Origin of the sequence: Nocardia sp. CA-290969, assembly GCF_050936135.1 — a bacterium.
Lineage (GTDB): Bacteria > Actinomycetota > Actinomycetes > Mycobacteriales > Mycobacteriaceae > Nocardia.
This window is the reverse complement of record NZ_JBNJNJ010000001.1, coordinates 2,559,223-2,579,530: the sequence shown is the minus strand read 5'-3', so window position 1 is coordinate 2,579,530 and position 20,308 is coordinate 2,559,223. Positions and strand designations below refer to the sequence as shown.

Below are 20,308 nucleotides of genomic sequence, written 5' to 3'. Positions count from 1 at the left end.
GGCCGGGGGTGGGTCCGTTGCGGGAAAGCGCGAGGAAAATTCGATATAACACTTTCCGAGAACGGCATTATCAGGCAACCTGGGTACTGCCGTGAACCACGCGCATGACCGTCACGACAGTTAGGGAAGCCGATGAAGTCCAAGGGTGCATTGATCTGGGATTACGCGCAGCCGTGGTCGGTCGAAGAGATCGAGATCGGCGATCCCCAGCAGGGTGAGGTGAAGGTGCGCGTGGAAACGGCCGGACTGTGCCAGTTCGACCAGCGCCTCGCCAGCGGCGATGTGCCCACCGCCGAATTCCCGATTCTCGGCGGGCACGAGGGCTCCGGGGTGATCGTCGAGGTCGGCGCCGGGGTGGACCAGCTCGCCGTGGGCGATCATGTGGTCTTCTCCTTCATCCCGGCGTGCGGGATATGCCAATCCTGCCTATCGGGGCATCAGAATCTCTGCGACCGAGGCCAGGACCTACTCAGCCGCGGCGCGGTGTCCGACGGTACCTTCCGCATCCGCGCGCGCGGCCACAATGTGCATCCCACCTCCCTGATCGGCGCCTTCGCGCCCTACGCGGTGGTGCACAAGAGTTCGGTGGTCAAGATCGACCCCAGCATTCCGTTCGATATCGCCTGCCTGGCCAGCTGCAGCGTCACCACCGGATACGGCGCCGTGGTCAATACCGCCACCGTCCGGCCGGGTGAGGACGTCGCGGTGATCGGCGCCGGTGCGGTGGGCACGGCGGCGGTCCAGGCGGCGGTGATCTCCGGGGCGCGGCGTATCTTCGCCGTGGATCCGGTCGAGGCCAAATGCACTCAGGCCGCGAAATTCGGGGCCACCCACACCTACTCCGATATCGATACCGCGATCGGCGCGATCGAAGAGGTGACCGGCGGGCAGATGTGCCGGACGGTGATCGTGGCGGTCGGCCGGTGTGACGGGCACGATCTCGCCAAATGGATGCGGATCACCGCCAAGGCCGGTAGTTGCGTGCTGGCGGCCACCGGTGATGCCGCGGAAACCAATCCGCGGATGAACCTCTCGGCTCTCACCTTCCAGCAGAAGAGCCTGTGCGGCACCCTGTTCGGCGGCGGGAACCCGCAGTTGCTGATTCCGGAGGTCCTGGCGCTGTACAAACTGGGCGATCTCGGGCTCGGCGATATGATCACCCGCGAGTACTCCCTCGAACAGATCAACGAGGGCGTCGCCGATATGCTCGCGGGCCGCAATATTCGCGGAATCATCCGGTTCACCGACGCCGATCGCTGACCGGCGCCGGTGCGGCCGGATCAGAACACGACCCGGCTCACCGCCTCCGCGATCACCGCCGGCTTGCTGCCACCCTCGGTCTCCACGGTGTGCTGCACGACCAGCTGCAGCGCACCGCCGGCCACCTCGTTCGCGTCCACCAGCACCGCGGTCGAGCGAACCTTCGCCCCCACGGGGACCGGGCTCGGGAAGCGCACCTTGTTGGAGCCGTAGTTGATGCCCAGCTTCGCGTTCGCGAAGGTGAAGATCTGGGACGTGAACAGCGGCAGCAGCGACAGCGTCAGATACCCGTGCGCGATGGGCCCGCCGAAGGGGCTCTCCCGTTTCGCACGTTCGGGATCGACATGGATCCACTGATGGTCGCCGGTGGCCTCGGCGAACTGGTCGACCATCTGCTGGGTGACCTCCACCCAGTCGCTCGTGCCGAGCGTCTCCCCCACTGCCGCCAGGACCTCGTCCTTACCGGTGAATGTGCGCACAGTTTTCTCCTTCGATCCCGTGCCGCGCGCTGTCGCGACATCGCAACTCCCCTAATAGGTATTCCGCACTTCGCCCCGGAGTTCAACCCGAACTGAGACATTTTTCGAATTAGTCGCAAATAGCCGCGTATTACCGGAGGTGCGCAGGGTCGTCGACGGAACGACTCCCCGGCGATCCGGCGCGGTCGCCGCCGGACCCGAATCGGCGCGTTGCTCCGGATTCCGCCGCCGCATCCGCCCTGCCGCGGCCGGACCCGTTCACCAGGCCAACCCGTACGCTCGTTATGCTACGGCCAGTCATCGGATGATTCCGTTCGACGGCGCTCGGGCACCGGCGCCCTCCCGTTCGCGGCGGCGCGACCGCCGGCCCCGCCGACCCAGGAGACCGCAACCTTGACCGTGCTCACCTTCGGACTAGTCACGGTCGCCGGATTCTTCGCCGGACTGGTCGGCTATGTCACCGGCATCGCGTCGTTGATCTCCTATCCCGCGCTGCTGGCCGCCGGATTGTCACCGGTATCGGCCAATGTGACCAACACCGTCGCCATGGTCGCCGTCGGCGCGGGGTCCACCGCGAAAGCGGGCGCCGCCGTCGCCGGTAATTCGCGGTCCCTGATTCTGCATTTGGGCTGTGCCGCGCTCGGCGGGCTCGGTGGCGCGGTGCTGCTGCTGACCACCCCGGCCGAGGTGTTCGACGCCCTCGTCCCGATCCTCATCGCCCTCGCCTCCGCCAGTCTGCTGTTGCAGCCCAAACTGCGCGAGCTCGCCGGCAACCGGACATTTCCGCGGTTGTACCCGCTGGCGACCGCGGTCGTAGCGCTCTACGGCGGATATTTCGGGGCCGGAGCGGGCGTGATGTTCCTGGCGCTCATCCTCGTCTGCACCTCCGAGACGATCTGGCGGGCCAGCGTGCTCAAAAGTGTGCTCACCGGGGTCGCCAATCTCGTCGCGGCCGCCGGTTTCGCACTGTTCGGCCCGGTGCACTGGCTCGCCGCGGCCGCCATGGGTCTCGGCGCGTTCGCCGGCGGCTGGTGCGGGCCCGCGGTGGTCGCGCGGCTGCCACCGGCCGGTATGCGGATCGGTGTCGCGCTGTGCGGGTTCGGTCTCGCGGGATATCTGGCGATCGGCTGAGCCGGTACGTGCGCGCCCGGTCAGGCGGCCGGGTCCAGCACGATCTTGATCGCGCCGTCGTCCTTGGCCTGGAACATGCGATACGCGTCGGGGGCCGCCGACAGTGGGAGGTGATGGGTCGCGAAGGTATCCACACCCAGCGGATCGCTGTCGTCGAGAAGAGGCAGGATATCGCCTGCCCAGCGCTTCACATTGGCCTGGCCCATGCGCAGCTGGATCTGCTTGTCGAACAGCACCCGCATGGGCAGCGGATCGGCCATCCCGCCGTACACGCCGATGATGGAGATCGTGCCGCCGCGGCGGACGATATCGATCGCGGCGTTCAGGGCGGCGAGCCGGTCCAGGCCCACCGTGTTCATCGCCGGCGCGGCCAGCGCGGACGGTAGGTAGGAGGCGGCGCGCTGGGCGGCCGCCGCCAGCGGCGAACCGTGCGCTTCCATCCCGACCGCCTCGATCACCGCATCGCTGCCCAGGCCGCCCGTGCGGTCCCGCACGGCGGTGGTCAGGTGCGCGCCGCCGACGGCACGCAGGTCGATGGTGTCGATCCCGCGGGAAGCCGCGCGGTCCAGTCGCTCCTCCACGAGATCCACCCCGATCACCTGCAGCCCGCGATGGTGCGCGATCCGCGCCGCCATCTCACCGATCGGCCCGAGCCCCAGGACGGTGACCGACCCGCCGTCGGGCACCGCGGCGTATTCGACGGCCTGCCAGGCAGTGGGCAGCACATCGGAGAGAAACAGGTAGCGGGTGTCACCGGGGCCGTCCGGCACCCGGATATGGGTGGAATCGGCGTACGGAACCCGCAGGTATTCGGCTTGGCCGCCGGGGACCCGGCCGTAGAGCTTCGAGTAACCGAACAGCGCCGCCCCGCAGCCCTGCTCCCGCACCTGGGTGATTTCGCATTGGGTCATCAGGCCCTGCCGGCACATCACACATTCGCCGCAGCTGATCTGGAACGGCACCACCACCCGGTCGCCGGGCGACAGACCGGTGACCTCGGAGCCGACCTCCTCGACCACGCCGATCGTCTCGTGCCCGAGGACATCGCCCGGGGTCATGTACGGCCCGAGCAGTTCGTACAGATGTAGATCGGAACCGCAGATCGCGGTGGAGGTCACCCGCACCACGGCATCGCCCGGCTCCTGGATTCGCGGTTCCGCGATATCGCGCACCTGCACATTCCGTTTGCCCTGCCACGTCACAGCCTGCATTACGCCACCTCGGCCTCCGGGTTCGACTGCTCCCCCGGCACGCGGCACCGTTGCGGCCGCGCGCCGAGGGGCTGGACCGGAAGCGGCTACCCCGGCGCCCTCCCGGTAAACACCGGGGGTCGGCCGGGGCGGGCGGCTCGGCCCTACTCCGCGCCAAGGAAAGCCTGGAGCCGGGATATCTCCGCGTCCAGCGCGCGAGCGAACGCGGCGCTCTTGGGGGCGCTGTCGGCGAAACCCACTTCGACCTCGCTGCCCGGCCCCGCGCAGTTGACCCAGCCGATCACGCGGTCCCGCCACAGCATCGGCATCGCGTAATAGCCGCGCACTCGTTTCGCGACCGGTGTGTACGCCTCGAAACGGTAGTCCCAGCCCCAGATCAGGCCGAATCGCTTACGGTCCCACACCAGCGGATCGAACGGCGCCAGAAACCGTACCCGGGCCGGCGCTTCCCGGTCGGTGGGGATCAGATCGGCCGGCCACAGGTAGCGCACACCATCGACGGTGCGGGCATCCAGTTCGCCGGTGGCGAGGAGTTCGCGCACGGTCGCCGAGCCCGTGGCGTCACCGATCCGGCGCACAGCCCGGTTCACCGTGGCGGTGAGTGTCGACTCCGCCGCGGGGGCCAAGGTGCGCGCGATCCGCAGGGCGAGGGCCCGGCGACGCTCGCCGGGATCCGGTGCTTCGCCGGGCGGTGCCGCCGCCACCTCGTAGCGCCGGACGCCGGAGACCCGGTCCGCCACCCGCAGCAGGCCGTAGTGGTGCAACTCTTCGAGCAGCACGGTGGTCGCCGAGGAGGTTCCGCCCCAGGCGTTGACCACCCCGCGGTGACCGAACTCGGTCTGGAGTTCCCGCGGATGGACCACCCCGCGGTCGCGGACGAAGGCGAGCACCTCCGCCGAGAACGTGTCGTGCGGGTAGCCACCGTTCACCGCGCGCGGGTGGCGGCGCGGATGGAGCAGCGGGCGCAGCCGGGGAACGACGTAGCCGTAGGCGTAGAGGACGTCCTCGTCGATACCGAGCTCCCGGTAGCGTCGATCGAGATCACCGGCCCGGTAGCCGCGGACGCGCTGGCGCAGGATCAGGTCCTGGGCGCGCGCCGGCGCACGGATCGGATCGGCTTGCACGAATTCCAGCTCGGCCAAGACACCGGCCAGCGTGCCGGGGGTACGGGGCAGAGACCAGGACACCGCGTTCGTGCGCAACCATGCCGACGACATGCCGCGAGACTAACTGCGGCCTATGACATTCCGCCCTGCGCTTCGGCGGCACCGGTGATATTGCGCGCCATACCACCGAAGATCACCGCATGGAACGGTGCGATCGACTTCCAGTACAGATGGCCCGTGAGCCCGTGCGGTTCGAAAACCGCCCGCTGCCGGTAGACCGCGCCCCCGTCCACCGGGTGGACACCCAGTTCCAGCCAGGCCCGTCCGGGTAGCCGCATCTCGGCCCGTAACCGCAGCAGCGCGGGTCGTTCGATCCGTTCCACCCGCCACCAGTCCAGCGCCTCGCCCTCGTGCAGCCGGTGTGGATCGCGGCGGCCCCGGCGCAGCCCCGCCCCGCCGGCGAGGCGGTCCAGCCAGCCGCGCAGCGACCACGCCAGCGGGAACGAATACCAGCCGTGTTCGCCGCCGATGGCCTCGATCACCGTCCACAGCGCGGCCGGGTCGGCGTGGGTGCGGCGTTCGCGGATATCGCGGTAGAGGCTGCCACCCGACCAGTCCGGGTCGGTGGGCAGCGGCTCGGAGGGGTCGGGGGCCGCCGGCCCGGCATCCGACCAGCGGGTCGGCACATCCGAATCCCTGATCTTGGTCAGCGCCAGTTCGACCGCGCGCCGATAGCCGGTCGGGCCGGGCTCCGGCTCGGGGATATATGCCGCGATCTCGTGCTCGCCGCAGACCACGTCGTGTACCAGCGATTCCATCAGCGGCACCGCGATCGCCTTCGGTACCGGGGTCACCAGGTTCACCCATTGCGCCGACAACCAGGGGGTCAGCACCGGTACCGGCACGATCAGCCGCCGCGGCAATCCGGCCACCTGCGCGTATATGCGCATCATCTGCTCGTAGGTGAGCACATCGGGTCCGCCGATATCGAAAACCCCCGCCACTTCCGCCGGCAGTTCCGCCGCCCGGGTGAGGTAGTACAGGACGTCGCGGACCGCGATCGGCTGGATACGGGAACGGACCCAGCGCGGGGTCACCATCACCGGCAGGCGTTCGGTGAGATAGCGCAGCATCTCGAAACTGGCCGAACCCGAACCGATCACCACGGCGGCCTGCAGCACCACGGCGGACACCGGGCCGGCGCCCAGGATCCGGCCGACCTCGGCTCGTGAGGACAGATGCCGGGACAGTTCCTGCCCGGCCGGGGCGATACCACCCAGATAGACGATCCGGCGCAGGCCCGCGGCCCCGGCCGCCCGGGCCACGATGGTGGCGGCCCGGCGGTCGACCTCGTCGAAATCGGCGCGGGCCAGCGAATGCACCAGGTAGTACAGCACTTCCTGACCTTCGAGCGCGGCACCGACCTCCCGCGCGACGGTCACATCACCGCGGACGACCTCGACCTGGCCGAGCCACGGTGCGTCCGCCAGTTTCCCCGGCGACCGCGCGAACACCCGCACCGAATGCCCGGCCCGCAGAAGTTCCGGCACCAGCCGTCCACCGAGGTAACCGGTGGCACCGAACACCACACAACGCATGAGGCCTCCTCGGCTCACACTTCGTCCGGGCGGGGCGCCGGATGATCGCCGGGCTCCGGTTCGCACGGGTCTCGGCACACAGGCCGTGGTTCGAACCGTTCGGCCGGCTCACCTCGCCGGTAGGGCGGGGCGCGGGAACCGGGCAGGAAATGCGCACCCTTTTCGACAAGGTCACCGCCGACCACGGCCCGATCGACGCCGGTCCGGTAGTAGTTCGTGGATCGGGCGCCGGATGGACGCTCGGCGCGGGCTCGCCGCCGCCGTGTCCTGCCATCTGCTCCGTCGTCGTGCCTACCGCAGGCTATCGCCCGGGCCGCCTCGTCGCACGAGAGCACGCCCGAACTCCGCGGGCGGGCGTTTCGCCGATATCCGGCAGCGCGGCTCCGTCACCGTCCGGAGCCCCGGCTCGCCGCACCACAGGAATCGGCCCGGACGACGAGCCGGGCGCGGGCGGGCCCGGCACCACGGCCCGGCCTCGGCGAACTCGCCGGCAACGCCCCCGGAACCGCGACCGGCGGGCAGGACCGAACAGGACCAGAGCCCCGCCCGGCGCGTTTGCGGCCGCGTCTACCGGGTAGCGCCCCGGTATGTCCCCTTCCCTGCGCTCTGTGCTCTCACCCCAGCTGATCACCACACCTGTCACCGCCGTCACCGGGGCGGTGCGTTCGGGAACGCAACGGGCGGTCGAGACGGGGCGGCAGGTGGTGGAAACACCGCTGCGGACCGCGGAGAAGGTGGTCGATACCGCGACGTCGGGCATCGCGCCGTTGCTTCCGGGCCGGGGCGGCGCGCTGCGCGACGATCTGGCGGCGCTGCTCGATCCGCGCGACCAGCGCGCGCAGCGCCGGGTCGCGCTGTCGGAGGATACGGCGACCATCGAGATCAGAGGACTCGACGACGGCCACCGATCCGCGGTCACCCGGGCCCTGGACCAGCATCTGGGCCGGCTGCGCGGGGTGCAGTGGTGGCGGGTCAACGCCGTCACCGGCCGGATCGTGACGACCCTGTCCAGCGGGGCCGATCTGGACCGGCTGCTGGCGGAGATCGAGGCGGTCGAGCGGGAATCCGAGGTCGCCGACACCGGCTGGAGCCGTACCACGGAATTCCCGGCCGACCGGGAACCGGTGCTCGCGGCCGCGATCGAGGTGGCCGGTGATCTCTGCGCCATCGCGATCTCGGCGGCCGGCACCGTACCGCCGATGCGGGCGTTCATGCACGGGGTGCGGTCGGTGGCGGCGTTCACCGATGCCCAGCCCCGGCTGCGCCGGCATCTCGAGGAACGGCTCGGCAGCACCCGGACCGATCTGCTGCTGGCCGTCGCCAACGCCGCGGGTACCGCGCTCGGGGAGGGCGCGGCCGGCGGGGTGAGCAATCTGGTCGCCGATACCGTTCAGCGCGGTTTCGCGCTCACCGAAGCCGTGGCCCGGCACGCCCAGTGGCAGGCATGGCAGGCCGAGATCGTGGATGCCGAGCATTTCGGTGTCGAGAAGCCGCTACCGGGATTCACCCGGCCCACCGAAATGCCGCAGGGTCCGGTGGAACGGGTGGCCGACGAAACCGCCGCCGCGGCGTTCGGTGGCGCCGCCACCCTCGCCGGACTCGGCCGGGCCCAGGATATGGCGGATGCGCTGGTGCTGGGCGCGCCGAAGGCGGCGCGGGCCGGCCGGGAGGTTTTCGCCGCCACCGTGTCCACCGCGCTGGCCGCCGACGGCGTACTCACCTTGCATCCGGCCGTGTGGCGGCGCCTGGACCGGTTGACCGCGCTCGTCGTCGACGCCGAAGCACTGGCCACCGACCGGCGGGTGGTGCTCGAGGCCGACAGCGCGCACCCGGACTGGCCGTCGGCCCGCGTCTGGAGCACCGCCCAGCGCTTGCTGTGGCAATCGGATGACGAGGGCAGCGGCGAGGGGAACGAGCCGCCGCTGCGGCTGGTACACCCGAATTCCGGCACCCGTGACCGCGGCACCACGACCCGGCCGGTCGAGCGGGAACTGCGCGCCGGCAACCGGGTCGTCGGGCGCGTCCTGGTGGGCCGGGAACTCGATTCCCGCGCGCACGGTGTACTCGCCGCGGCCCGCCGCGCGGGACTGCGCGTCGTCCTCGCCGGGCACCGTGATGCCGCCGAACTCCGTGGTCTCGCCGATGAATTCGTCTCCGCGCGTGGTTCGCTGAGTGGTCATGTGGAGCGGCTGCAGCGCGACGGTCACGCGGTGGCGGTGCTGAGCACCCGCGCCCACAAGGCACTCGACCACGCCGATATCGCCCTCGGTCTGGTCGGGTGCGAGGGCGGCGAAATCCATGTGCCGTGGTCCGCGGATCTACTGTGCCGCAATCTCGGGCAGGTGCGGCGCATCCTGGCGGCCGCCGGTCCGGCGCGGCAGGTCAGTGAGCGCGGTCGCACCCTGGCGCTGTCGGCCTGCAGTCTCACGGGGCTGATCCTGGCGGCCGCGCCGGCCGCCCGGTCCCGGCCGGCGCCCATGATCGCCGCGAACTTCGCCGGCCTGTTCAACGGTGCGATCTCGGGCCTCAATGCCGCGCGGGCAGCGACGGACGGCGCCCGCGCACCGCTGCTGCCCTGGCATGCGCTCGAACCGAACGAGGTGCTGTCCCGGCTGCCGGAACCACCGGATCCCGAGCAGCGGTGGACCGAGGAACCCGCCGGTCGCGCCGCGCTGCCGAACGCGGTGGCGCCGGTGCTGGCCTACCTCGGTCATATGCGCCGCGAGCTGGCCGATCCGCTCACCCCGATCCTCGGGGTGGGCGCGGTGGCGACCGCGATTCTCGGCGCGCCGTCGGATGCCGTGCTCCTGTCCTCGGTGCTCACGGTGAACGCGATGATCTCGGCCCGGCAGCGGCAGGCAGCGGAGAACGAACTGCAGGAACTCATCGAAGGCGAGCGGCTGACCGGCCAGGTGATCGACCGGGCGGATATCGAGGCCACCGATCCGGCGGTGGCCGAGCTGCCCGCGGACTGCCTCGAGGTCGGTGATGTGATCGTGCTGCGCGCGGGCGAAGTGGTACCCGCCGACGCCCGGTTACTGCGGGTCGACGACCTCGAAATGGATGAATCCGGGCTCACCGGCGAATCGGTGACCGTGCCCAAAAACGTCGAGGCGACGCCCGGCGCCGCGGTGGGCGACCGGGCCTGCCTCGTCTTCGAGGGCACGACGGTGGTCAGCGGGTCGGCGGTGGCGGTGGTCGTCGCGGTCGGCGCCGACACCCAGGCGGGCCGGGCGACCGCGGGCGCGGTGCCGCCGGACAAGGGCGGTGTCCAGGCGCAACTGCGGTCGCTCACCGACCGCGCCCTCCCGTTGACCCTGACCGGCGGCGCCATCGTGACCGCCCTCGGCGGCCTCCGCGGCCGCGCCCTGCGCGCGGCGATCGCCGACGGGGTCGGGGTGGCTGTGGCGGCGGTACCGGAGGGGCTGCCGCTGGTGGCCACGGTGGCGCAGCTCGCCGCGGCGCGGCGGCTGTCCCGCTACGGAGTCCTGGTCCGCGCCAATCGCGCGGTGGAAGCGCTCGGCCGGGTCGACGAACTGTGTTTCGACAAAACCGGAACCCTCACCGAGGGCCGGCTGCGGCTGACCGCTCTCGCCGATCTCGACGAGCAATGGCAACCCGGCGACGATTCGGCCACCGCACGGCGGCTGCTACGCGCCGCCGCCCGCGCCTGTCCCGAACCCGGCGACGGACCGGTCCTGCACGCCACCGACCGGGCCGTACTCGACGCCGCCGCCGAAATACTGGACGCCGACGCCCATTCCTGGGATCCGCTCGACGAAATCCCCTTCGAATCCAACCGCGGATACGCCGCCGCGTTCGGGCAGACCGCCCACAAACTGCGCCTGATGGTCAAGGGCGCGCCGGAGGTCGTGCTGCCCCGCTGTGTGCGGGTGCGCACCGGCACCAAACCCGATCCGGCGCTGTCGGACGAGCTGCGCGAACGCGCCGAGGCGATGGTGCACCGTCTCGCCGAGCAGGGCCTGCGGGTGCTGGTGGTGGCCCGGCGGGATCTGCCGGACCAGCCCGACGATATGGAGGACGCGGTCGAGGAACTCACCCTGCTCGGGTTCCTGGGGATCGCCGACACCCCGCGACCCCAGACGCCGTATCTGGTCCGGGCCCTCCAGGAGAACGGGGTCGGGGTCCGCATGATCACCGGCGATCATCCGGTCACCGCGGCCGCTGTCGCCCGGCAGCTCGGTATCACCGTGGATACGGTCACCACCGGCGCCGACCTCGAGAAACTGGACGACACCGAACGGACCGCACTCATCGAACGCAGTACCGTGTTCGCGCGGGTCGATCCGGAGCAGAAGGTCGGGATCGTCACCGCCCTGCGCCGCTCCGGCCATGTGGTGGGGATGACCGGCGACGGTAGCAACGATGCCGCCGCCATCCGCACCGCCGATATCGGGATCGGGATCGCGGCGCACGGCTCGGCCGCCGCCCGCAATGCCGCCGATCTGGTACTCACCGAACCGGATCCGCGGGCCCTGCTGCACGCGCTGGTCGAAGGCCGCAGTATGTGGCAGCGGGTCGCGGACTCGGTGGCGGTGCTGGTGGGCGGTAACGCCGGCGAAATCGCGTTCACCCTGTTCGGGACGGCGGTCGGCGGCCGCGCACCACTCGGGACCCGGCAGTTCCTGCTGGTGAATCTACTGACCGATATGTTCCCGGCGCTGGCACTCGCCCTGGCCGGTGGCCAGGAGGGTGTGGCGCCAGAGGACGACCCGGACTGGGTCGAACAGCGGGCCCGGCAGCTCGCCGAGATCCCGCCGGCCCACCTCGGCGGCGATCTGATCCGCACCATCGCCGTGCGCGGGGTCGCCACCGCGACCGGCGCCTCCGCGGCCTGGATGGCGGGCCGCTACACCGGTACCCAGCGCCGCGCGGACACGATCGGGCTCGTCGCGCTGATCGGCACCCAGCTGGGCCAGACCCTCGTCGCCGGCTACCGCAGTCCCCTGGTCTGGCTCACCACCGCCGCCAGCGGCGCGGTGCTGGGCATCATCGTCATGACACCGGGGTTGGGTGCCTACTTCGGCTGTACCCCGCTCGGCCCGATCGGATGGTCCATCGCGACCACCGCCGCCACGGGCGCCACGGCGGGTGCCGCACTGCTGCCGCGGCTGTTGCCGGCCGTGGATACCGAGGCCGGCGAGGCTCCCGCCCTGCCCGGCCCCGACCGGGACTCGATTCCCGCATCCGCCGACGGGGAATCCGCCGACTACGCCTGACCGCCGGCGACAAGGGATCCCGGGCGATACCGCCCGGGATCCGTGGGGGCTTGCCGCAGTCAGCGACGGTCGTCGCGATCGGTGCCCTCGGTTTCGATCCGTTCCTTGCGGACGGTGTCGGATACGGTCTGTTCGTCCTCGACCTCGTCGACCGCGAGGCGGACCCGCTCGACGGGGACGGATTCCTTGTGCACGGTCACCCGATCCTCGTGCAGGGTAACCTCCTGCTCTTCGTCACCCAGATCGGCGTGCACAGCGCCGGGATCGGTGATCGGTTCGCGTTCGACGTGCACCTCCTCATGGGTGGTGGGCACGGTGACCGACTGTTCCTCGGTGACCACGTACTTGCGCAGCCGCGCCCGGCCGGTCTCGTGCTGTTCCGTGCCGACGTCGAGCTGCTCTTCCGAACGCACCATGGATTCCCGATCCGCGGGGGTCGCAGTCGTCCCCGCGGCGGTCCCCATTCCGGCGGCAGTGCCCATTCCGGCGGCGGTCGTATCCGTCCCGGCCGTATCGCCGCCCGGCCGTTGGGCGTGCCGCCCGTAGTCGTCCCAGCCGGATCTACCGGGGTCGATTCCGTAGTGGACGAACAATTCGTCCTCGGATTCCTGGCTGATCAGGCCGTCGTGTTCGAGGTGCGGTGCGGATTTCACCGCTTCCTTGTGTACCCGGACCCGCAATTCCCCGGTGTCCTGCCGCAGCTGCGCTCCGGCCAGCGGGACCAGTGAATCGTCACGGAAGAGCCCCGTGCTCACCGACGCCCAGGTCGGTGCGCCGGAGGCATTGTCGACATAGACCCGTTTCACCTTGCCGATCTTGTCGCCGTCCAGGTCGTAGACGGCGTCACCGATCAGTTCTTCCACCTGTTGAGCCATGGTTCCTCCTTGCTTCTCGGCCGATAGGTGATCGGCGGACCGAGTCGCACCGCCGGGACCGGTTCCGGGCGGGCGGGTCGGGGGGTGTCCGTCCGGCCCGTCACGATCGCCGATCCGACTCGGTGTGCGCGCCGTGATCGGTGATCGTGACCACCGGTCACGGCGTCGGCTCTTTTCGGGTAGCCCCGGACGCCCTGGTTGAGCGCCGACCGGCTACATCCCGGCAACTACCCGGCACACGGGTGGACAAACAGGCTCTCTGGAGAATTTCCGGCATCAAGGCCGCCGGCCCCGGGCATACTCCGCCCACACGCGCGATATCCAGCTTCCTCATAATCACAGTTCACCGGCTACCGAAGCACTACCGCGGCAGTGCGGGACAGTTCTCGCCCTGCCCGATCGACCTGCGAACACCGGCCGCAGATAATGACACCACCCCGACACCAGCGACCTTCCGGCAACTCGGCCGCTCGTTCGTATGCCGGATACGAGCACCGCTTCCCTCCTACGGTCCCGATCTCCGCACCAGCGATCCCTCGGAGTGCGGAACCGGCGAGCGGCCGTTCCCGCGCCCGTGCAGGCATACTCGACGGGTGAGCTCCCCGACTGTCTCCAAGCCCGCCATTCTGAGCGTCGACGACGATCCCGGAGTGTCGCGGGCGGTCGTCCGCGACCTGCGCCGCCGCTACGGCGCCGACTACCGCATCCTGCGCGCCGAATCGGGTCCGCAGGCATTGGAGGCGCTGCGCGAGCTGAAATTGCGCGGCCAACCCGTGGCCGTGCTGATCGCCGATTTCCGGATGCCCGGGATGGACGGGATCGAATTCCTCGAACAGGCCATGGACCTGCATCCCTTCGCCCGGCGGGTACTGCTCACCGCGTACGCCGATACGAACGCCGCGATCGACGCCATCAACGTCGTGGACCTCGACCACTATCTCCTCAAACCGTGGGACCCGCCGGAGGAAAAGCTCTACCCGGTCCTGGACACTCTGCTCGACGCCTGGCGTAGCAGCGATCACCGCCCGGTGCACGGCACCAAAGTCGTCGGTAACCGCTGGTCACCACGGTCTTCGCAGATCAGGGAGTTCCTGGCACGCAATCAATTGCCGTACCGCTGGTATCTGGCCGACGAACCCGAAGGAGCGCGGCTGCTGGAAGCCGCCGGCGCCGACCCCCGCCGGTGCCCGGTGGTGATCACCGAGACGGGCGGGGCCCTCGTCCAGCCCAGCGACAGCGAGCTGGCGGAGAGCGTGGGGCTGAGCACCCGGCCGGCGGAGGACTTCTACGATCTCATCGTCGTCGGCGGTGGACCGGCCGGACTCGGCGCCGCGGTGTACGGGGCGTCCGAGGGGCTGCGCACGGTGCTGGTCGAACGCACCGCGACCGGCGGCCAGGCCGGGCAGAGTTCCCGGATCGAGAACTACCTCGGCTTCCCGGACGGCCTGTCCGGGGCGCAACTCGCCGACCGGGCCCGCCGCCAGGCCGCGAAATTCGGCGCCGAGGTGGTCACCACCCGGGAGGTGGTGGGGCTCGAGGTGCAGGGGTCGGCCCGCGCGGTGCGTTTCGCCGACGGTGGGTCGCTGTCGGGCCATACCGTCATCATCGCCACCGGTGTGGACTACCGGCGCCATCCCGCGCCTGGCGTGGACGAATACACCGGGCGCGGCGTGTATTACGGTTCGGCGATGACCGAAGCGGCCGAATGCGCCGGACACGACGTCTATATCGTCGGCGGCGCGAATTCGGCGGGTCAGGCGGCGATGTACCTGTCCCGGCACGCCCGCACGGTGCATCTGGTGGTGCGGGCGGATTCGCTGGACAAATCCATGTCGCACTACCTGATCCAGCAGATCGCACAGGTTCCCTCGATCCGGGTGCACACCGAGACCGAGGTCGTCGCGGTGGACGGCGCCGATCACCTGCACACGGTGGTGCTGCGCGACAACCGCACCGGCGCCGAGGAGAAGGCCCCCGCCGAGCGGCTGTTCCTCTTCATCGGAGCGGCGCCGCAGACCGACTGGCTCGACGGGGTGGTGCACCGCGATACCGCCGGTTACGTGCTGGCCGGCCCTGATCTGCTGGTGGACGGCGCCCGGCCACCGGGCTGGGAGCTGACCCGGCCCCCGCATCACCTGGAGACCAGCGTGCCCGGGGTTTTCGTGGCCGGTGACGTGCACGCCGAATCGGCCAAACGGGTGGCGTCGGCGGTCGGCGAGGGCGCCATGGCGGTCATGCTCGTACACCGGTATCTGGCCTAGGAGGCGAGTGGTGAGTATCTGCGATCCCGCCGAACTGCGGACGCTGTTCCTGTTCGAGAAGCTCGACGACGACCAGCTCGCGTGGTTGTGCGCCGACGGCCGTATCGAACACCTCGAACCCGGGCCCGTGTACCGCGAAGGCGAGCCCGCGACCTGCTTCTACGTTCTGCTGGACGGCGAGGTACGGCTGACCAAACTCTCCGGGGGCCGCGAGATCGAGATGGTGCGCACCGCCCATCGTGGTTCCTATGCCGGTGCGTGGACGGCCTATCTGGGCGAGCACGCCGAAACCGGCTACGCCGGTTCGCTGTACGTGACCGAACCCTCGCGGTTCTTCGTTCTGGACGCCCAGATCTTCTCCCGCATGATGCACGCCTGGTTCCCGATGGCCGTGCATCTGCTCGAGGGCGCGTTCTTCGGTAATCGCAACAACAACGCCCGTATCGCCCAGCGGGAACGGCTGCTGGCGCTCGGATCGCTGTCGGCCGGGCTCACCCACGAGCTGAACAACCCGGCCGCGGCGGCGGTCCGGGCGACGTCGGGCCTGCGCGACCGGATCGCCGGGATGCGGCACAAATTGGCCATGATGGCGCAGGGGAAATTCGATACCGGCGTCCTGGAAACCCTGGTGCGGCTGCAAGAGGAGGCGGCGGCCCAGGTGGCCAAGGCTCCCGAGCTGTCGCCGCTCGAGGCCGCCGACCGCGAGGATACGATCGGTGACTGGCTCGAGGAGCACGGTATCCCCGGCGGCTGGGAACTGGCCCCGAATTTCGTACAGGCCGGTTTCGACACCGATTGGCTCGAACGGGTGTCGGCCACGCTGGAGGGTTCCGCGCGGCAGGTGCTCGAGGGCGCGTTCCGATGGCTCAACTACACCATCGAGACCGAGCTGCTGATGAACGAGATCGCCGATTCGACCGGACGGATCTCCACGCTGGTGGACGCCGCGAAGCAGTATTCGCAGATGGACCGGGCCCCGTTCCAGGTGGTGAACCTGCACGAACTGCTGGACAGCACCCTGGTGATGCTCAGCCGCAAGATCGGCGACTCCGTCACCGTGGTCAAGGAATACGACCACACCCTGCCCGACGTGCCCTGCTACGCGGCCGAACTCAACCAGGTCTGGACCAACCTCATCGACAATGCGGTCTACGCGATGCAGGGCAGCGGAACGCTGACGCTGCGCACCCGCCTCGAGGACGAATGCGCCGTCGTCGAGATCGCCGACAGCGGCCCCGGGATCCCGGCCGAGGTACAGCACCGGATCTTCGAACCCTTCTTCACCACCAAACCGGTCGGTGAGGGGACCGGTCTCGGGCTGGATATCTCCTTCCGGATCGTGGTGAACAAACACGGCGGCGATATCCGGGTGGATTCGCGGCCGGGCGCCACCACGTTCACCGTCTGGCTCCCGCTCACCCGCCCGGAGCCCGGGCCGGAGTAGACCACCGCGGCCGCGCCGGTGCCGCCGCGTCCGCCACCCGGCTGATCTGCGCGCGGTACCGCTCCACGAACGGCAGCACCTGCTGAGAGATGATCTTGTTGTACTCGCCGGGGTGCTGGCGCGGATCCGCATGGCCGGTGCCGCGCGGCTTCACCACCAGCAGATTGCCGTCCACACCGCCGACCTTGTCGATCAGTACCTCCTGCGTGCGGGCGACATCCACCACGCGGTCCCGGGAGGCGTCGTGCGGCCGGAGGAACACGAGGGCCGGTCGCGGTTTACCGCGGGCGGACCGCGACAGCGGCCGCAGATCGTCGGTGGCACCGCCCGCGACGATCGCCAGGAACTGGGATTCGATCAGGCCGTTGCTGGCGGCGTCGGCGTTGAATATCTTGTCCCGCAACACCTGGTCCACTGCCGCGCGGAATCGGTCGAACCGGATACCCGGCACCCCGGTGTAGTCGAGGAACTGTTTGCGGCGGGCATAGGTTTCCACCGCGATCCGCAGGCCCCGGCTCTCCCGAGCACCGGGCAGCCACCCCATCCAGCGCACCATATCCTCGCCCAGTCCGCGGCTTTCGGGCCGCACGGCGTCCAAATCGAGCGGAGTGCAGTCCAGCAGTACCGCGAGCAGGCGCCGGTCGCTGCCGATGTGGATATGCCGCGCGACCTCCAGCGCGATCACCCCGCCCATACTGTGCCCGGCCAGCACGATATTGCGGACGCCGGACATGACGGCGGCTCGGATGACCAGATCGGCGATCACCTCGGTGTCGATACCGCGGTTGTCGTAGCGGATCGCCCAGACCGCGCCCATCTCCCGCAGCGCGGGGAGTGACGCGGCGGTATCGCTGGCGTTCAGACCACCCAGGCCCACCAGATCCACGACCGCGGTATCGCGGTCGGCGGGGGCGAACGGTTCGGCGACCGGCAGCAGCGCGGGTTCGGTGCGGGCCAGCCGCGCCCGTTCCGGTGCGACATCGTATTCCCAGTACTGGGCGAAGACGACCAGCCCGATCATCAGTAGTACGGCAACCCGCAGCAACGCCTGCCTGGTGCGACCCAACGCCTTCCACCGGTTCCCCGGGCGGGTTTCCCGCAATCTGGCCCGGCGGCGTGCATCGCTCCAGTCCGCGACGGTGGACGGATGCCATTCGTCCATCGGCGACATGGAATCCACTGTATGCGTTCCTCGCCCCGGCGCCCGGTGAGCTTGCCGGCCGGGGCGCCGGTCACCCCTTGGCCACCCCGTCGATCAACAGCCGTCGCACGGCTTCGTTCAGAGCCGCCATCTGCTGTTCGTCCGGATCACGCAACCCGTGCACGACCCCCGCCAGCAGCATGCCGGTGACCGCCCGCGCGGTATTGCGGGTATCGAGATCGGCGCGTAGATAACCGAGCTCCACCCCGTGTTCGAGATATCCGGCGGTCAAGGCATCGGCGGTATCGAGCAGGCCGTACAGGCGCCGGGTCAGCTCGTCGTCGATGCCGGTGGCGTGGAACAGCAGCAACTGCGCGACCCGGCGGTCGGCGAGCAGGATCCGGCTCAGCGCCTCGCCGATGCGCTCGATCTGGGCGCGGTAGTCGTCCAGTGTGCTGGCGGCCTCCGGGGCGTTGTCGGTGCCCAGCGCCTCGATGATCCGGGCGGCCAGATCGTCGATCACGTGGTCGATGATGTCGCGTTTGTTGCTGAAGTAGCGGTAGAAGGTGCCGTGGCCGATGCCCAGGGCGGTCGCGATATCGGCGATACCGGTCGCGTGGTAGCCCTTGTCGGCGAAGCAGGCGAACGCGGTGTCGATGATGTCGCGCCGGAGTTCGGCCTTGCGGCGTTCGGCCCGCGTCGATGGCTTCGTCACGCCCACGATGATACGGTCATCACAAACGGAATGATGTGTCATTCCGTGATGCTTGGTTCAGATCGCTGGGAGGTTCGACGTGGCACCTCGATACGACGCCGTCGTGATCGGTGCGGGATTCGGTGGAATGGGTGCGGGTATCCAGCTCGATCGCCTCGGGCTGGGGAACTTCGTGATCCTGGAGCGCGAGTCCGATCTGGGCGGCACCTGGTTCGTCAACCACTACCCCGGGCTCGCCGTCGATATCGCCTCGGTGACCTACTCGTACTCGTTCGAGCCCAATCCGTTCTGGTCGCGGCTGTTCGCACCCGGTGCCGAGCTGAAGAAATACGCCGACCACGTCGCGGACAAATACCGGCTGCGGGAGCGGATGCGTTTCGGCAGCACGGTCGAAAGCGCCCGCTGGGACGCCGGACAGCAGTGCTGGGTGGTCACCGTGGCCGGCGGCGAAACCCTGACCGCCCGCTATCTGCTGACCGCGACGGGATTCCTCTCCCAGCCCTATACGCCACCTTTCCCGGGGATCGACAGCTTCGCCGGCACGATCATCCACACCACCGCCTGGGACGATACGCACGATCTCACCGGCCGCCGGGTCGCGATCATCGGTACCGGCGCCACGAGTGTGCAGCTGGTACCCGAGGTCGCCGCCCGGGCGCGCGAACTCACCGTCTTCCAGCGCACCCCCATCTGGGTGGTTCCCAAGATCGATATGCCGATCCCGCCCGCGGTGCAGCGGCTGTTCGCGCGGGTGCCGGCCACCCAGAAGGCGGCCCGGCTGGTCAACACGGCCATGCTGGAGGCCCTGATGGTGGTCGGCGTCCTGCATTTCGAACAGGCCCGGCCACTGAACAAGGCGGCGGCCCTGCTCGCCAAGGCGCATCTACGCGCCCAGGTCCACGACAAGCGGCTCCGCGAGCAGCTGACACCGCACTACGATTTCGGTTGTAAGCGGCCGACGTTCTCCAACCACTATTTCGCCACCTTCAACAAACCGCACGTCCGGCTGGAGACGAACCGGATCGAACGAGTGGAGCCCGACGGTATCGTCACCGCGGACGGTACGAAGACCGGTATCGACACCCTCGTGCTGGCCACGGGATTCAACCTGTGGGACGTCAACTTCCCGGCGCTCGAGATCATCGGCCGCGACGGGGTGAACCTCGGAGAATTCTGGCGGAAGAACCGGTTCCAGGCCTACGAGGGCATCACGGTCCCGAAGTTCCCGAATTTCCTGAGCCTCAACAGCCCCTATTCCTACAGCGGCTTGTCCTATTTCACGACCATCGAGGCGCAGATGAAGCATATGGGCAGGCTGTTCGGGGAGCTGATGCGCCGCGGTGAGACCACCTTCGAGGTCACCGAACGCGCGAACGCCGAATTTCTGGATCGGGTCACGGGCAAACTGGCCTCCTCGGTGTTCTACGGCGGCGACTGCGCCACCGCCCGCAGTTACTACTTCAATCAGCACGGCGAGGCGGCCCTGCTGCGCCCCACCAGCACCGTCACCGCACACCGGGAAGCGGTGCGCTTCCCGCTCGACGACTACATCTACGGTCCGGTCGAGGCGGCCGCGGGCTTGTGACCGGTCGAGACGGCCTCCCCTGTTCCTTGTGATCTCACGCAGATCGGGTGAGCCGCCACGATCTCGGTGACCCTTTTGTGCCTTACCTGTCGTATGGTTAGCCGCCACATGCGGAACTGACCACGGCCACAAGCCAACGGAGACAGTTCGTTCGAGCGGTCACCACGCTCGCCGGCTCCGGGGCGCCACGACCGGTCGTGCCACGGTGACCGCACCCTCCGCACGCGTCGCCCAACCGTCGGCGACGGGCATCACGGCACCA

Annotated in this window: 13 protein-coding genes; 6 read left to right on the top strand and 7 right to left on the bottom strand. The window is 69.5% G+C overall.

The genetic code is table 11. The annotated features are described in order from the left end of the window. Positions 1–132: 132 nt before the first annotated feature. Positions 133–1,260 (top strand): NDMA-dependent alcohol dehydrogenase, encoded by a 1,128-nt coding sequence (locus tag ACQEVO_RS12005; RefSeq protein WP_432912223.1) that lies wholly within the window; start codon positions 133–135, stop codon positions 1,258–1,260. Between the two features lie 20 nt (positions 1,261–1,280). On the opposite strand, the gene ACQEVO_RS12000 is transcribed toward ACQEVO_RS12005, so the two are convergent. Beyond that, a complete protein-coding gene (locus tag ACQEVO_RS12000; RefSeq protein WP_432912220.1) occupies positions 1,281–1,739 on the bottom strand; it encodes a MaoC family dehydratase in 459 nt (152 codons plus the stop codon). A 393-nt stretch (positions 1,740–2,132) separates the two neighbouring features. Between ACQEVO_RS12000 and ACQEVO_RS11995 the strand changes: the two genes are divergently transcribed. Then, a complete protein-coding gene (locus ACQEVO_RS11995; RefSeq protein ID WP_432912219.1) occupies positions 2,133–2,870 on the top strand; it encodes a sulfite exporter TauE/SafE family protein in 738 nt (245 codons plus the stop codon). Between the two features lie 20 nt (positions 2,871–2,890). On the opposite strand, the gene ACQEVO_RS11990 is transcribed toward ACQEVO_RS11995, so the two are convergent. From ACQEVO_RS11990 to ACQEVO_RS11980, 3 genes are all read right to left on the bottom strand, one after another. Beyond that, positions 2,891–4,081: an alcohol dehydrogenase catalytic domain-containing protein gene (locus tag ACQEVO_RS11990; RefSeq protein ID WP_432912217.1), complete on the bottom strand. Its 1,191-nt coding sequence runs from the start codon at positions 4,079–4,081 to the stop codon at positions 2,891–2,893. Positions 4,082–4,224: 143 nt separating this feature from the next. Beyond that, positions 4,225–5,298, bottom strand: coding sequence for a DNA glycosylase AlkZ-like family protein (locus tag ACQEVO_RS11985; RefSeq protein ID WP_432912214.1), 1,074 nt, complete (start codon positions 5,296–5,298; stop codon positions 4,225–4,227). A gap of 20 nt (positions 5,299–5,318) precedes the next feature. Next, positions 5,319–6,785: an SDR family oxidoreductase gene (locus ACQEVO_RS11980; protein WP_432912212.1), complete on the bottom strand. Its 1,467-nt coding sequence runs from the start codon at positions 6,783–6,785 to the stop codon at positions 5,319–5,321. Between the two features lie 587 nt (positions 6,786–7,372). Here ACQEVO_RS11980 and ACQEVO_RS11975 point away from each other — a divergent pair. Continuing rightward, positions 7,373–12,025: a cation-translocating P-type ATPase gene (locus tag ACQEVO_RS11975; protein WP_432912210.1), complete on the top strand. Its 4,653-nt coding sequence runs from the start codon at positions 7,373–7,375 to the stop codon at positions 12,023–12,025. 59 nt (positions 12,026–12,084) lie between these two features. Here ACQEVO_RS11975 and ACQEVO_RS11970 read toward each other — a convergent pair whose 3' ends face one another. Further along, positions 12,085–12,900 (bottom strand): DUF2382 domain-containing protein, encoded by an 816-nt coding sequence (locus tag ACQEVO_RS11970; RefSeq protein ID WP_432912208.1) that lies wholly within the window; start codon positions 12,898–12,900, stop codon positions 12,085–12,087. 593 nt (positions 12,901–13,493) lie between these two features. Between ACQEVO_RS11970 and ACQEVO_RS11965 the strand changes: the two genes are divergently transcribed. Next, complete coding sequence (locus ACQEVO_RS11965; protein ID WP_432912205.1) at positions 13,494–15,161, top strand: FAD-dependent oxidoreductase; 1,668 nt, start codon at positions 13,494–13,496, stop codon at positions 15,159–15,161. A 10-nt stretch (positions 15,162–15,171) separates the two neighbouring features. Further along, positions 15,172–16,605 (top strand): ATP-binding protein, encoded by a 1,434-nt coding sequence (locus ACQEVO_RS11960; protein ID WP_432912203.1) that lies wholly within the window; start codon positions 15,172–15,174, stop codon positions 16,603–16,605. Here the strand turns inward: ACQEVO_RS11960 and ACQEVO_RS11955 are convergent. Further along, positions 16,577–17,776: an alpha/beta fold hydrolase gene (locus ACQEVO_RS11955; protein WP_432912200.1), complete on the bottom strand. Its 1,200-nt coding sequence runs from the start codon at positions 17,774–17,776 to the stop codon at positions 16,577–16,579. The genes ACQEVO_RS11960 and ACQEVO_RS11955 overlap by 29 nt on opposite strands. 61 nt (positions 17,777–17,837) lie before the next feature. Further along, positions 17,838–18,503, bottom strand: a complete 666-nt coding sequence (locus ACQEVO_RS11950) for a TetR/AcrR family transcriptional regulator (protein ID WP_432912197.1) — start codon at positions 18,501–18,503, stop codon at positions 17,838–17,840. 37 nt (positions 18,504–18,540) lie between these two features. Here ACQEVO_RS11950 and ACQEVO_RS11945 point away from each other — a divergent pair, with 37 nt between their 5' ends. Then, entirely contained in the window at positions 18,541–20,046 is a 1,506-nt protein-coding gene (locus ACQEVO_RS11945) for a flavin-containing monooxygenase (RefSeq protein ID WP_432912194.1), read from the top strand. Positions 20,047–20,308 lie beyond the last annotated feature (262 nt).